The organism is Psychrobacter sp. Sarcosine-3u-12 (genome assembly GCF_002836005.1).
Classification (GTDB): domain Bacteria; phylum Pseudomonadota; class Gammaproteobacteria; order Pseudomonadales; family Moraxellaceae; genus Psychrobacter; species Psychrobacter okhotskensis.
Genome location: NZ_PJBY01000078.1, coordinates 75,249 through 90,719 on the forward strand (window position 1 = coordinate 75,249; position 15,471 = coordinate 90,719).

The window sequence follows — 15,471 nt, forward strand, 5'->3', positions numbered from 1 at the left end:
ATAAGCCTAAACAGCGGCAACAGTAAAAGCACGACAATGCATCGATCAGCCAGTAAGATATAACAGGTGAAGAATAGACAAGACAGACCCTAATGTTCATTCTATAAGACGGCTGTCGCAATGCTATTAGGTTTGACCAATATATAAATATAATAGGGATACTGACAATGAAAGATGCAAACAAGCGCGCGCAGCACAATACAATTAATCATAAAATAAACAATGAAAGCCTTGTTAGTAATACCGCTAGCAAACTAGGTATTTTAAAATTGACGGGCGCAGCCGCATTGGCAGTAGGTGGTATCGCACTTGCCGCTCAAAACGCACAAGCTTTGTCACCGCTCGCTGTGGTTAATGGCATTACGTCAAGTGGTGGTGTTGGTGTTAGTAAAAATATTCTATACGGTGATGAGCCATTACAAGATTTGGATATTTATTATCCCAAGCCTTTAGCCCAAGCTATGAAAGCCGAGAGTGCTACTAAAGATGCTGTTATTAATGACAGTTATCCAATGGTGGTTTTCGTCCATGGCGGCTCGTGGGAGAGTGGTAATAAGGAACAGTACGCCTTTGTCGGTCAAAGTTTGGCGCAGGCAGGTTATGTCACCGCCGTAATTAATTATCGTAAAGCACCTGAGCATGTATATCCCGATTACGTCGAAGATGCAGCGCAAGCGATTGCTTGGAGTTTCGACAATGCGACCAGCTTGCATGCTGATCCAAAACGCTTGGCAGTGGTTGGGCATTCTGCTGGTGCGTTCAATGTGGTTGCTGCCGTTGCTAATGAAGATTTTTTAGCGCCTTATGGTATTAAGCCAAAGGACATTAAGGCAGTCATTGGGATTGCAGGTCCTTATAGCTATGATTTCCGTAAATTTGACAGCGCAACGGCTTTTGCTGCTGATGCCACACCAGACGAGGTTATGCCCGACCGTCATATCAAAGGCGAGCAGCCCCCTTATCTATTACTAACCGCCGAAAACGATAAAATCGTGTACGCTACCAATACGATTAAAATGACCAAAGCGTTAAAAAAAGCGGGTGTCACGGTAGAAAATGGTGAAATTGAAGGGGCCAGTCATGCGACCAGTATCGGAGCTATGGCGCCACCACTACGCTGGCTAAACGACGTGCGCGCGCAGGTTTTGACTTACTTGGATAAAGAGCTCAAGTAGTCGTGTTTGTTAATCTCAGTACTGCTTGAATGTCTAGCGTCTAGAGTGTTTATAACCGTATCCTCAGTGCTGGCTTTATTGCTTAGGCGCAGTTGCGTAAGACAGTACTGTAAGATGCTTAAACTCTTGTTATAATGTCGTCACTTTACCTCTATACCCTATTTAACACTTAAGGCAGAATATTCTATGAGCATGAACGCTGACGACCTGATTGCATTTTTACAGACTCATTTCCCAGACGCTTTTATTCAAGCTGCCAATCAAGGTAATAAGTTTGATGTACGCGTGGTTGACGCTAGTTTCGAAGGCAAGCGCGCCGTGCAACGCCAGCAAGCGATCTATGCGCTAGTCAACGACAAGATTGCCAGTGGTGATATTCACGCGCTCAATATTCAAGCGCTGACACCTGCTGAATGGGATGTTCAGTCAAAAGGTTAAATTTTTTATATACGCTGGGCTTGCACAGAACTGATTGTTTTAACGATTATTACAATGATTGGTTCGATAAGTCTGATTTTCACTATTTTTAATACTCATCGCTAGGTTGTCACTTCTATGGATCAATTTTTAATCACTGGTAGTAGTCGTATCGCAGGGGAAGTCACTATCTCAGGCGCCAAAAATGCTGCTTTGCCATTATTGGCAGCTATGATATTGGCCGAGACCCCAACGACATTGCACAATGTGCCCTCATTACAAGATGTGCGGACGTTGATTGAATTGATCAGTGGCATGGGTATCAAAATCCAAAAGCAGGACGATACTGTCACTTGTGATACCAAGAGTATTGATAATTTCTATGCGCCGTATGATTTGGTGAAGACCATGCGTGCCTCGATTTTAGTCCTTGGGCCATTGCTGGCACGTTTTGGTGAGGCAGAAGTGTCATTGCCCGGTGGCTGTGCGATTGGTTCACGTCCTGTAGACCAACATCTAAAAGCCTTTGAGGCGATGGGTGCTGAGATTAGTGTCGAGAATGGCTATGTAAAAGCAAAAGCGCCAAAAGGCGGCAAGCTGATTGGCTGTAACTTTTCATTTGACATGATCACCGTTGGCGGTACTGAAAACGTCATCATGGCCGCCGCACTTGCCAAAGGCACGACTGTTTTGGGTAATTGCGCGCTTGAGCCAGAAGTGGTCGATTTGGCCAATATGTTGGTGGCGATGGGCGCTAAAATAAGCGGTATCGGTACTTCTATCATGACCATCGAAGGCGTTGAACGCTTGCATGGTTGTGAGTATTCAGTGGTGCCAGATCGTATCGAAACTGGCTCCTACCTTGCTGGCGCGTTGATGACGCGCGGTGATGTGTTGACCAAAAACACATCTGCGCTGCTATTAACACCCGTGTTAGAAAAATTCGAAGATATGGGTGCGGTGATTACTAGCGGTGATGATTGGATTCGTGCACAAATGAAAGGTCGTCCACTGCCGGTTGATATCCGTACGCAGCCACACCCCGGCTTTCCAACAGATATGCAAGCGCAAGTCATGGCGATTGCTTGCTTGGCGAATGGCACCAGTACTTTTATCGAAAATATCTTTGAAAACCGCTATATGCATGTACCTGAGCTTAATCGTTTAGGCGCTTCTATCCAAGTAGATGGTCATACGGCGGTAGTCAAAGGGGTCGAAAACTTCACTGCTGCACCGGTAATGGCGACTGATTTACGTGCGTCTATGTCACTGGTGATGGCGGCAGCAACGGCGGAAGGTGAAAGCTTAATCGACCGTATTTATCATATCGATCGTGGCTATGAGCATGTTGAAGAAAAACTGCGTGCGCTTGGGGTCAATATCGAACGTATCAATACTAACGACTAAACTAACAACTAAACCAGCGATTAAGCTTGATTGGCTTTATAAAGTTGAACGTTTGGTGTTATAAATTAAAAAATCCTCTTTAGTGGGGATACTCACTGCACATGGACACGATGTCATTATGACTGAAGCAAGCAATAGCCTACCAAATGATGGTTTATTAAACGAAGTAAATGATGAGTTCTTTGGCTTAACACTGGCCTTATCAAAGGGTCGTATTTTAGAAGAGACCATGCCATTGCTACGCGCTGCTGGTGTTGAGCTATTAGAAGACCCGGAAGCCTCACGCAAACTTATTTTCCCGACCTCAAACCCGAACGTACGTGTCTTGATTTTGCGCGCCAGCGATGTGCCTACTTATGTAGAGCATGGTGCGGCTGACTTTGGGGTAGCAGGCAAGGATGTATTGCTTGAGCATGGTGCCAACCATGTTTATGAGTTGCTTGATTTGAAAATTGCCCAATGTAAGCTGATGACCGCTGGCGTAAAAGATGCGCCACTACCCAATCGCCGCCTACGTATCGCTACCAAGTATGTCAATGTCGCCCGTGCTTACTTTGCCAGTCAAGGTCAGCAAGTCGACGTCATTAAACTGTATGGCTCGATGGAGCTTGCACCCTTAGTCGGTTTGGGTGATTTAATCGTCGATGTGGTCGATACGGGTAATACCTTGCGCGCGAATGGTCTGGAAGCGCGCGATCATATTTGCGACGTGTCATCACGCCTTATCGTCAATCAAGTAAGCTACAAGCGCAAATTTGCACTACTTGAGCCGATCTTGGACAGCTTTAAAGACAGCGTTGCTAGCAATTGATAAGACAGACATTCATAGAACAGTGACTATCACCAATTATGTAAAGCATTCATTGGTAATATAAAGCATGGTTATGCAGATTTTTAAACCAGTTTAGCGCTCTATGATAGACATAGCATGCTAAACTGGTTTTGTTGTGTGGGTTTGTCAGACGATAAGATCTGAATAAAACACGCACAGATAAGCTGACGAAAGCCTTTGCCACATTTATACCATTGGCTTTATTTTTCCATCGTTTATTTTTTAGCAGTATTTTATGCCCAGACATAGGATGAGGTCATGCGCCAGTTAAGTACCCAAGATGCCAGTTTTGATAGTGAATTGACACAGTTGCTTGCCTTTGAAACAGTCAATGATGCCGATTTATTAACAACCGTTGATGATATCATTGCGCAAGTGCGCCACGATGGTGATAGCGTCGTATTGGCGTTAACCCAGCAGTTTGACCAACATCCAGCGACGACAATGCAAGAGCTAGAGCTGTCTAAAGAATCACTTGCTGAGGCGTTTGCCAATCTTGATGAAACAGTAAAAACAGCGTTGACGACGGCAGCGACACGGGTGCAGACCTTTCATGAGCGCCAAGTACAAGAAACTTGGCACTATGAAGATGAGCTGGGCAATCGCTTAGGTCAAAAGGTGACTGCGCTCGATCGCGTCGGTATCTATGTACCCGGTGGTCTGGCATCTTATCCCTCTTCTGTATTGATGAATGCTATTCCTGCCAAAGTAGCTGGCGTTAATGAAGTGATTATGGTGGTACCAGCGCCTAAAGGCATACTCAATCCATTGGTATTGGCAGCAGCACATTTGGCACAAGTGGACCGCGTCTTTACCATTGGTGGTGCGCAAGCAGTGGCGGCACTGGCTTACGGTACTGAAACTATACCAGCGGTAGATAAAATCACTGGCCCTGGTAACAAGTACGTGGCAGCGGCAAAGCGTGCAGTATTTGGGCAAGTTGGTATTGATATGATTGCCGGTCCTTCTGAAGTGTTGGTCTATGCAGAAGGTGAGCCGCAAGATCGCGCTGATTGGCTAGCGATGGACTTGTTATCACAAGCTGAACATGACCGTATCGCCCAAGCCATCTTTGTCACGACCAGTGAACAGCAGCTTGCAGAAGTGGCTGCTGAAATTGAAAAAGCACTGGCAGAATTACCAAAAGCTGATATCGCTCGTGATTCATTACAAAACCGTGGCGCATTGATACTAGTGAAAGATAGAGCTGAAGGGTTGGCGCTCATTAATCGTATTGCCCCTGAGCATTTAGAGCTGTCTGTTGACCATCCTGATGCGCTGTTAAACGACATTCGTCATGCGGGTGCTATCTTTATGGGGCGTCATACGCCAGAGGCAATTGGTGACTACTGCGCAGGACCCAATCATGTGCTGCCAACTTCGGGCACTGCACGGTTCTCCTCACCGCTTGGTGTCTATGATTTTCAAAAGAAGTCATCGATTATTTATTGTAGTGAAGCGGGCAGTAAGCCACTGGCTGAAACGGCAGATATTTTAGCGCAGCGAGAAGACTTAGAAGCCCATGCGCGCTCAGCCCGTTATCGTTATCAGTAGTACACTTTGGATAGCTTAAGCGTTACTTTTGAGATTTTTTTGGACATTTACTTTTAATAGTCTTTGTGGCTAATTTTAGGATAATTTATGAGTGAATCAAAGATAGACACCAGACTTTGGTCATCTAAAGCGCGTCACTTGTCACCTTACGTGCCGGGTGAGCAGCCGCAGCACGAACATTTATGTAAATTAAATACCAATGAAAATCCTTTTCCGCCGTCACCGAAAGTAGGTGAGGCAATCGCTAAGGTGTTGGAGAAGCAAGCGGAAGATTTGCGCTTGTATCCTGCACCCGAATCTGATGATTTGCGGGCGGCCTTAGCGCAGCTTTATAGTCTTGAGGCAAACCAAGTCTTTGTCGGTAACGGTTCAGACGAAGTGTTGGCGCTCGTCTTTGCCAGTTTTTTCCTAAAAGAGCGTCCTGTCTTAGCACCTGATATCAGCTATAGTTTTTATCCGGTTTATGCACAGACGTTTGGTGTCGATCTGATACAAATTCCTTTAGAAGAAGACTTTAGTGTCGATCCTGATGCGTATCGTCAGCCTTGTAGCGGTATTATCATCGCCAATCCTAATGCGCCAACCGGTTTACTGTTATCGCTTGATGACATTCGTAAGCTGGCGGGTGAACACTCAAATGCAGTGATTGTGATTGATGAGGCGTATATTGATTTTGCTCAAAGCACTGAAAATAATCAAGATACGACGGTTTCAGCCATTAGCTTGATTAATGAGTTTGATAATATTCTAGTGACGCAAACTTTTTCAAAATCACGCTCGCTCGCCGGTCTGCGCGTCGGTATGGCTTTTGGCAATGTCTCATTGATTGAAGCATTAACACGTATGAAAAACAGCTTTAACAGTTTTCCACTCGATAAGCTGGCGCAAGCTGGGGCGACTGCTAGTGTGATAGATGTCGAGTATTTTGAGCAAATGCGTCAGCAGGTTATGGACTTGCGCGAATCACTGACTGCAGATTTAACGGCACTTGGTTATGACGTGCTGCCATCGCATGCCAATTTTGTCTTTGCCCGTCCTAAAGATGGCAATGCTAGCACGGTGGCTTCTGCCCTACGTGAACAAGGTATCATTGTCCGTCATTTTGACAAACCGCGTATCAATGAGTACTTACGCATTACCATTGGTACGCCAGCACAACATGAGCGCCTGATTGAGGCCTTAAAAACGCTACATGACTCTAACGATATCGCTGCGGGTTAATGCGTAATCTTTTGGTTAGCTCATAACGACGATAGCTGAATTGCCGCAATAAATATCGACAATAAAGCCTGCTCAACGTCACGTTGGCAGGCTTTATTTTTTATCATAGGGTCATATAAATCTTAATACCATTTACTAGCACTATTGTCAGCAAGGACTGAGAGCAAATTACCTACCTTATCGAGGCATTCTTGATATTCTGCATCGCAGTCGGAGGCAACCGTGATGCCACCACCTGCCCAGAGACTGACTTGTCTATCACCATTCAATGAATTGGTGGCTTGCAGGGTACGAATGAGCACATTCCATTGGCCACTACCATCAAAGTTCATATAGCCCATGGTGCCACAATAAGCACCGCGCGGTGCAGTTTCCAGTTCGGATATAATCTCAACCGCCCGTTTTTTGGGCGCCCCCGTGATAGAGCCTGCGGGCAAACTGCCAAACAATACAGCTAATGGATGAGTATCTGCCTTTAACTCAGCGGTGATGGTACTCACCATATGATGCACATTGCTAAAGGTCTCAATCGCAAATAATTGCGGCACTTTGACGCTACCAATTTTGGCGTATTTACCCAAATCATTGCGCAGTAAGTCGACGATCATGACGTTTTCGGCACGGTCTTTTTCGCTATCTATAAGCTGCTGTTTATAAGCATTGTCTTGTGCAGTATTCAATCCGCGTGGCATCGTTCCTTTGATCGGTTTGGTGCGAATATGATGTTTGCTAGTGTTCGTCTCTTTTGTAAAGGTAAAAAATAACTCAGGCGAGCAGCTTAGTAGCTCAAAATCACTTTCACCCTTATTTGCATGGCCCTCACGATCAAGATGACTGATTTGTAAGTACCCTGCAAAGGGAGCTTTGGTATTTCGATGTAGGGCAGGTAAGTAATCAATGAGTTTCGATGAATTATGATTATCGTTATGAGCAAGACAGCCATGCCATGCTTGAGTCAGATTGATTTGATAACAATCGCCTTGCTGTAGATACTCTTGGGTTTTTGCAAAAGCCCTTTGATAATCATTTTTATGCCAGCGCTCGTTCAATATTAATGGCGCCAACGGTGGCTTATTATCATGAGAGGGTTTGTTTCTACTAGATAGTTGATGCTCTAGCGTGTCTAAATACGATATAAGCGCTGATAGTGTGGCGTCTGTTGCTTCACTAGCAGTATTTAAACCTAGCGTATTTAGCCTCCAGCCATTTTCTTTATCTGATGGGGTGAGGTAGATATCGTAATGTCCCAAAATGGCACAAGGCTGCGTTGCTAGCTCAATATGTGCAGCTGGGCTAAGCTCATGAGCAGCGATATCGTAACCGATAAAGCCTATCAGACCATGATGATAACTTGGTTTTTCATTTAAATCGCTTACTGGTTCTGGGTTTTCATTATTAGCATCATAAGTTTGACTATAACTGATTAATTCATCTTGCCAGTCGTTATAACTCCTATAAGTGACAGTGATATCATTGTGAACGGCGTCACGGCAGGTTTTTCTGACTTGATAAAGGGCTGCTTGTTCGTTTGAATCTGGCGTGTTTTCAGCGCAACCATAAACAGACCAGCTGACTTTGGGGAGCAAGCCAATCACTGATCGGCCGTCATTATTGAGCCAAACCAATTGCCAGTTTGCTTCGGCCTGTTGTGCGATTAAATATTGCTGTAGCAGTGGCAGCAGTTCGGCAGCCGTTAGCCCACCAAAACGCCAGCTAGGTTGAGTAGCTGGCGATAGGGCAGAAACTGTCTGCTCAGTATCCTTATGATTTTTTACGGGCATAATTTACGCGTCAAACTTTTTGATAATTAAGGTGGCATTGGTACCGCCAAAGCCAAAGCTATTACTCATCAAGGTTTCGAGATTGGCGTCGCGTTTTTCGGTGACGATATCAAAGCCTTCAGCCGCAGGGTCTAAATTCTCAACATTAATACTTGGCGCAATGAAGCCTTCTTGTAGCATCAGTAAGCAATAGATTAATTCTTGCGCACCGACGGCACCCAAGCTATGACCGGTCATTGACTTGGTCGAGCTGATAGGCGGGACTTTGTTGACATCATTACCGAATACTTTAGCAATCGCTTTAAGCTCAGTGATATCACCTAGTGGCGTACTCGTACCGTGGCTATTGATATAATCGACGCTTTGTAAGCCCGCTCCGGCTAGTGCTTGCTGCATACAGCGTACTGCACCTTCACCGCTTGGTGCGACCATTTCTGCACCATCAGAGCTGGCCCCGTAGCCGACAATTTCAGCCAATATATTGGCACCACGTGCTTGGGCATGCTCTAAGCTCTCAACAACAACCATCGCGCCACCAGCGGCAATGACAAAACCATCACGGTCTTTGTCATACGCTCTTGAGGCAAGTTGTGGCGTGTCATTATACTGAGTACTGACCGCACCCATGGCATCAAACATACATGACTGCGTCCAGTGTTCCGCTTCACTGCCACCAGCGAGTACAATATCAGCTTTACCGAGCTGAATAAGCTCAGCGGCATGGCCGATACAGTGGGTTGAGGTCGCGCAAGCAGAGGCAAGAGAGTAGGAAACACCCTGAATTTTTAGCCCAGTGGCCAAGGCGGCGGATACCGAGCTGCCCATCGTTTTTGGTACCGCCATCGCACCGACACCGCGTAGACCTTTTTCACGCATCGCATCTATGGCATTGACGATATTTTCTGTCGATGCGCCGCCCGAGCTGGCTACGACACCCACACGTGGATTGCTATTGATAGTCTCAAGCGACAAGCCAGCGTGCTCGATTGCATTCAAGGCGCTAACATAGGCATAGAGGCTGGCATCACTAAAGAAGCGCTTTAATTTACGATCTATAGCGGAGGTGTCAAGTTCTGCTTTATCGATACTGCCACTAACGTGCGACTTAAATTCATGCTCAGCATAAGAGTCGTTAAATGTAATACCAGACTGCCCTTGCTTAAGAGCGGCAGTGACGGTGGCTAAATCATGTCCGATACAAGAGACAATCCCTGCTCCAGTGATAACAACGCGGCGCATATTCTATTCCTTATTAATAACGATTTTTGATAATTACCTTTAATAATCGCTTTTGAGTCCAACATTCTATTATGTAGCGGTTGGCATGGCTGTTTTTTGTAGCAATAGCCTGATGAAGACAGCCTAGAGGCTTAAATAACGACTATTTCTAACAAGTCTTTTAACCTATATAGGCCGCTTTCACAGGATTATTGCTTTTATCATAGAACCAAATCCATGATAAATAGTGGCCAGCTAATGCCTCAGCCTATGCCATATGATAACGTATCAAGGGTTCAAAATCTTTGGATAAGTGCAAAATAACGACAAAACATTGATTACGGTTAAAAGTAACTATCCCTGTCTGTTTTGCGATATGATAATCGTTGTTTTGGTCATTGAGACATGGCTATTTTTGTCCAAATAAAAGCAGGGTAGAGGGGTAGGAGAAGGTCGACAATTATAAATAAACCATACTTTTAGATACAAAATTTGTGAGCGCGATAACATTGTTCGCACTGACAGCCGTTTGCCTCATTGGCTAAAATGACCCATTCATTACTACTATAAAAAAACGACCAATCATCATATTAAGGACATCACGATGGCAAAGCGTAGCACTCTCTCTAAAGGCATTAATACCATTGGCTCTTTTACGCGCAATAATCTGGAGCGCATGGGTGCAGTGATTGACAGCATGAATGCAAAAACGGGTAAGCCAAGTCACTATAAAGCGGTAAATCTAGGCGATGAAGATTTTCAACAAGACCTATTCCGAGAACAAACCCTAAAGGCGACCCAGCAGTTATTGGGCACACGATTTGCGACTTATGGCAAGTATGCCAAAAAAGTAGTGCCGAATAGTTTATTCCAATCGACGGTTGACGGGGCATTTGCACAAATTGCTAAGCTTGCAGCCACTTGGAGCCAGATTGATTTGCCCAATGAGCATCGTTTTGCCAGCGTGGCGAGTTTAGACGATGAAGAGCGCTACGCATTGGCGACCGACATTGCCAATCAAAACCGTGCGCTTGCTACGATTGGTGGTTTGACTGGTTTGGCCGGACTACCAGGTTTGTTGGCTGATACTTTATGGCTATTGCTGGTCTCTTTGCGTACCGTTTATCAATTGGCGGCGGTTTATAATAAGCCGTTGACAGGTAAGCAAGGCGTGAAGATGGCGTACGAGCTGCTTGCCAATGCTGACCTCAGCAAGATGCAAGAAAAACAAGCGCTACTGGCGGGCATTGGTATTGGTAAAGGCTTACTGGATAATGCGCAAAGCAGCGGTTTACACAATGAGCTTAAAAATCTAGGTCTTAAAAATAAAAATGTGAACTTCTATGCTGAACAAGTAGACAATATTGCCAGTCAAGTAGGCATCGATCTTGATCAGATCAATTTGTCATGGATACGTCGTTTTTTACCAGGCACTGCGGTAATAGTAGGTATGCGTTATAATAGTCAGCTCATTGACGAGGTTATCGGGGTAGCGCAAGCAACCTTTGCTCCAGAAGCAAAACTTGCCAATCGTGCGATTACTGATGATAGCGGTAGCGAGGAAGAGGTAAGTAAAACCACCAGTAACGATGAGCAAAAAGAGCCAAAAGACCAAGACAGTAAAAAAGACAGCTCAGATAAATCGTCAGATAGCCAGCCAAAAAATACAGAGACGGACAAAGCAGCTGACCAACCAAAGAAGTAAATTGAAATAACGGTCCATATTTAAATGTAGCGATATTTTCTTGGCTGTCTTGAAAAACAAGATAATATCGCCATTTAATGGTCACGAACTGCCAAGCATTTATCTCTAAATATCTTTTATCGATAATGCTTGTGTTCATACTGCCTAAGTCTGCCAGCTTTACCGTATTTAACGTCTTGTTTTTCAGCTATTTTTTAGTGCAGAACAGATAAAGTGTTATAGTGGTAGGCTTAATGCATATATATCGAATGTTGTAAAGTAAAACCACTCATAAGTGGTTGAATTAGCAGCAACAACTCTTTATAATATACTGTCCTAAAAATGGGTGTGCCGAAATCTGCGAATTGCGTCAGATCGATGGTGCATTGCCCCATTTTTTTGTTTTATACCAAACGGGAGAAGGATGCCTCATGGCAACAACTAACCAATTGATTCGCAAGGGTCGCAAAACCATCAAGGAAAAGTCAAAAGTTCCTGCGTTGCAAGCGTGCCCACAACGTCGCGGTGTATGTACTCGTGTATATACTACCACGCCTAAAAAACCTAACTCAGCCATGCGTAAAGTATGTCGTGTACGTTTGACTTCAGGCTATGAAGTATCAAGCTACATCGGCGGCGAAGGTCATAACCTACAAGAGCACAGTGTTGTTCTTATCCGTGGTGGTCGTGTAAAAGATCTACCAGGTGTACGTTATCATACCGTTCGCGGTGCACTAGATTGCGCAGGCGTTAAAGACCGTAGACAAGGTCGCTCTAAATATGGTGCCAAGAAGCCTAAAGCTTAATATTAGCTTAGCTTATTTGCATTACCCAATAACTGTGCATGGGTTCGGTGTCAGCGGTAGTATTGGTTAATATAAATTATTTTATATCGACTGGTTACTCGCAAACATACCACCATGCAGTAAGGCTAACTGACAACTCATCACCCTGTCCTATTATGACAAGTATGATGTTGTGAATGTTGGACACTCCTGAAGACAAGGAAATTTATTATGCCAAGACGTCGCGTCGTTGCTACCCGTGAGATCCTACCGGATCCTAAGTTTGGTAGCCAAACTGTTGCAAAATTCATCAACCATGTAATGAGTGATGGTAAAAAATCTACTGCTGAGCGTATCGTTTACGGTGCTCTTGAGACAGTAAGTGAAAAGCGTAAGATTGAAGATCCAGTCTCTTTCTTCGAAGAAGTTTTAGAGAATGTACGCCCAATGGTAGAAGTAAAAGCTCGCCGTGTTGGTGGTGCTACCTACCAAGTACCAATGGAAGTACGCCCCTCCCGTCGTACTGCCTTGGCTATGCGTTGGTTAGCTGAAGCTGCTGCAAAGCGTTCTGAAAAATCTATGGCTTTACGTTTGGCTGGCGAATTGAATGATGCCGCTGATGGTAAAGGCAACGCTATGAAGAAACGTGACGAAGTTCACCGTATGGCAGATGCTAACAAAGCGTTCTCTCATTACCGTTTCTAAGCTATTTTTTAGACTACCTATCAAGAGTAGTTTTAAAGAAATAGCTGATGCTAGTTAATTATTTATTCTATTGATTGCCGTCATCCTCATCAGATTATTGATATTTTTTCATCGTAAGATAATAAAATACTCACATAATCTGGATGGCGGACATCTGTCAAGATGCTGTCCTGAAAAGGATACTGTTCTTTATAGACAGCATCCCAAATTTGATGCCGCACTATTCTAAGTATTTGCTCTTTTTTTGTCCGTATTAGGCCCAATAATCAGTAAGTAATATTACGAAGCTGACTGCTTTGTCATAGAGTATGAGGTAGAGATACAACACATTAATATATACACGAATTTCCCTAGGAAAACACTATGGCTCGTAAAACTCCCCTAAAACGCTATCGCAATATTGGCATTTCTGCGCACATTGATGCTGGTAAAACGACCACGACAGAGCGTGTCTTATTCTATACCGGCGTTAGCCACAAGCTTGGTGAAGTTCATGATGGCGCAGCCACCATGGATTGGATGGAGCAAGAACAAGAGCGCGGTATTACTATTACTTCTGCGGCGACGACTTGCTTTTGGTCAGGTATGGCAAAGCAGTTTGACGAACATCGTATCAACATTATTGACACCCCAGGTCACGTTGATTTCACGATCGAAGTTGAACGTTCTATGCGTGTACTTGATGGCGCTTGCATGGTTTACTGTGCAGTAGGCGGCGTTCAGCCACAGTCTGAGACCGTATGGCGTCAGGCAAACAAATATAAAGTTCCACGTCTTGCATTTGTAAACAAAATGGATCGCGTTGGCGCTGATTTTTATCGTGTTATTGAGCAAATCAAAACTCGTCTAGGTGGCAACCCTGTACCATTGGTTATTCCAATTGGTAAAGAAGACGACTTCGAAGGCGTTGTTGATCTTGTGACTATGAAAGCTCTATATTGGGATGAAGCGTCTCAAGGTATGGAATTTGAAGAGCGCGAAATTCCAGCTGAACTACAAGAAAAAGCGGAAGAGTATCGCGAACATCTTGTAGAAAATGCCGCTGAAGCATCAGAAGAACTCATGAATGAGTATCTTGAAAACGGTGAATTGTCTGTAGAGCAAATCAATGCTGCTATTCGTCAGTTGACTATTGATAATCAAATCATTCCACTACTTTGTGGTACTGCCTTTAAAAACAAAGGTGTACAAAAGATGTTGGATGCGGTTATTCAGTATCTGCCTGCGCCAATGGATGTACCAGCTATCCGCGGTATTCTTGATGACAAAGAAGAAAGTGAAGGCACTCGTGAAGCATCAGACGAAGCCCCATTCTCAGCTTTAGCATTCAAAATCATGAATGATAAGTTCGTTGGTAACTTAACCTTCGTTCGTGTTTATTCAGGTGTTTTGACGCAAGGTAGCAGTGTCTATAACCCAGTTAAAATGAAGCGTGAGCGCGTTGGTCGTATCGTACAGATGATGGCGAACTCTCAAGAAGAGCTTGCAGAAATTCGTACTGGTGATATCGCAGCATTGGTTGGCATGAAAGATGTGACGACTGGTGATACGCTATGTGATGAGCAAAATGTTATCACACTTGAGCGTATGGAATTCCCAGATCCAGTTATAAGTCTTGCCGTTGAACCTAAGACCAAAGCTGACCAAGAAAGAATGTCTATCGCTTTAGGTCGTTTGGCCAAAGAAGATCCATCGTTCCGTGTACATACTGACGAAGAATCTGGTCAGACGATCATCAGTGGTATGGGTGAGCTGCATCTAGAGATTCTAGTTGACCGTATGAAGCGTGAGTTTAACGTTGAAGCCAACATCGGTGCGCCGCAGGTTGCTTATCGTGAGACGATTCGTGAGACGGTTGAGCAAGAAGGCAAATTCGTACGTCAAACAGGTGGTCGTGGTAAATTTGGTCACGTTTGGTTACGTCTTGAGCCTATGGATCCAGCGGGCGACGTTCTATATGAATTCGCTGAAGAAGTGGTTGGTGGTACGGTACCAAAAGAATTCCACGGTGCGGTTGATAAAGGTATTCAAGAGCGCATGAAAAACGGCGTACTTGCTGGCTATCCAATCGTTGGCGTAAAAGCGACATTGTATGACGGTTCTTACCATGACGTTGACTCGGATGAGCTATCATTTAAAATGGCTGGTTCTATCGCTTTCAAAAAAGGCTTCATGGCAGCAAACCCTGCACTACTTGAGCCAGTGATGAAAGTTGAAGTTGAGACCCCTGAAGATTACATGGGCGACATCATGGGCGATTTAAACCGTCGTCGTGGTATGGTTCAAGGTATGGAAGATTTACCTGGTGGTACTAAGCAGATTCGTGCAGAAGTCCCATTAGCGGAAATGTTTGGCTATGCCACACAGATGCGCTCAATGTCTCAAGGCCGTGCAACATACTCAATGGAATTCCAAAAGTACGCTGAGATTCCAAAATCAGTGGCCGCTGACATCATCTCTAAGTTCAACTCTAAAGATGGCGACGAGTAAATAATCGTTATTTAATAATGACAATATAGGGCATATCTTTATATTGTCATTGAAGAATACGCCAATAATTGGTTAAAAGACTTGTTATTGGCCGTGATTTTCTTATAATATCTGCACATTAGTATGTGCACCCTTTTAACAATTATCTTAATGTGGTCAGGATTGTCTCAACTACTGTATTTATCATAGTTGAACACTGCCC

At 44.4% G+C, this 15,471-nt stretch carries 12 protein-coding genes; 10 read left to right on the forward strand and 2 right to left on the reverse strand.

From position 1 onward, the window contains the following. Window positions 1-167 precede the first annotated feature (167 nt). The 6 genes from CXF65_RS04180 to hisC all read left to right on the forward strand — a co-directional run bounded on the left by CXF65_RS04180 (window position 168) and on the right by hisC (window position 6,606). Window positions 168-1,175, forward strand: a complete 1,008-nt coding sequence (locus CXF65_RS04180; RefSeq protein WP_227523195.1) for an alpha/beta hydrolase — start codon at window positions 168-170, stop codon at window positions 1,173-1,175. Between the two features lie 186 nt (window positions 1,176-1,361). Beyond that, entirely contained in the window at window positions 1,362-1,613 is a 252-nt protein-coding gene (locus CXF65_RS04185; protein ID WP_010200621.1) for a BolA family protein, read from the forward strand. Between the two features lie 117 nt (window positions 1,614-1,730). Then, window positions 1,731-2,999, forward strand: a complete 1,269-nt coding sequence (gene murA / locus CXF65_RS04190; RefSeq protein ID WP_025652490.1) for a UDP-N-acetylglucosamine 1-carboxyvinyltransferase — start codon at window positions 1,731-1,733, stop codon at window positions 2,997-2,999. 118 nt (window positions 3,000-3,117) lie between these two features. Continuing rightward, entirely contained in the window at window positions 3,118-3,810 is a 693-nt protein-coding gene (gene hisG / locus CXF65_RS04195; RefSeq protein WP_101211148.1) for an ATP phosphoribosyltransferase, read from the forward strand. A 279-nt stretch (window positions 3,811-4,089) separates the two neighbouring features. After that, a complete protein-coding gene (gene hisD / locus CXF65_RS04200) occupies window positions 4,090-5,385 on the forward strand; it encodes a histidinol dehydrogenase (protein ID WP_101211149.1) in 1,296 nt (431 codons plus the stop codon). A gap of 87 nt (window positions 5,386-5,472) precedes the next feature. After that, a complete protein-coding gene (gene hisC / locus CXF65_RS04205; RefSeq protein ID WP_101211150.1) occupies window positions 5,473-6,606 on the forward strand; it encodes a histidinol-phosphate transaminase in 1,134 nt (377 codons plus the stop codon). 122 nt (window positions 6,607-6,728) lie between these two features. Here the strand turns inward: hisC and CXF65_RS04210 are convergent, their stop codons facing one another. Together CXF65_RS04210 and CXF65_RS04215 are read right to left on the reverse strand one after the other, a co-directional pair. Continuing rightward, complete coding sequence (locus CXF65_RS04210; protein WP_101211151.1) at window positions 6,729-8,387, reverse strand: anthranilate synthase component I family protein; 1,659 nt, start codon at window positions 8,385-8,387, stop codon at window positions 6,729-6,731. A gap of 3 nt (window positions 8,388-8,390) precedes the next feature. Then, a complete protein-coding gene (locus CXF65_RS04215) occupies window positions 8,391-9,626 on the reverse strand; it encodes a beta-ketoacyl-ACP synthase II (RefSeq protein WP_101211152.1) in 1,236 nt (411 codons plus the stop codon). 583 nt (window positions 9,627-10,209) lie between these two features. Here CXF65_RS04215 and CXF65_RS04220 point away from each other — a divergent pair. The 4 genes from CXF65_RS04220 (at window position 10,210) to fusA (ending at window position 15,269) form a co-directional block, all read left to right on the forward strand. After that, window positions 10,210-11,310: an EcsC family protein gene (locus CXF65_RS04220; protein ID WP_101211153.1), complete on the forward strand. Its 1,101-nt coding sequence runs from the start codon at window positions 10,210-10,212 to the stop codon at window positions 11,308-11,310. 410 nt (window positions 11,311-11,720) lie between these two features. Next, the gene (gene rpsL / locus CXF65_RS04225; RefSeq protein ID WP_010200611.1) at window positions 11,721-12,095 is read left to right on the forward strand and encodes a 30S ribosomal protein S12; all 375 of its coding nucleotides are present in this window, start codon (window positions 11,721-11,723) and stop codon (window positions 12,093-12,095) included. A gap of 210 nt (window positions 12,096-12,305) precedes the next feature. Continuing rightward, entirely contained in the window at window positions 12,306-12,779 is a 474-nt protein-coding gene (rpsG, locus tag CXF65_RS04230; RefSeq protein WP_025652483.1) for a 30S ribosomal protein S7, read from the forward strand. Between the two features lie 363 nt (window positions 12,780-13,142). Next, the gene (gene fusA, locus CXF65_RS04235) at window positions 13,143-15,269 is read left to right on the forward strand and encodes an elongation factor G (protein WP_025652482.1); all 2,127 of its coding nucleotides are present in this window, start codon (window positions 13,143-13,145) and stop codon (window positions 15,267-15,269) included. Window positions 15,270-15,471 lie beyond the last annotated feature (202 nt).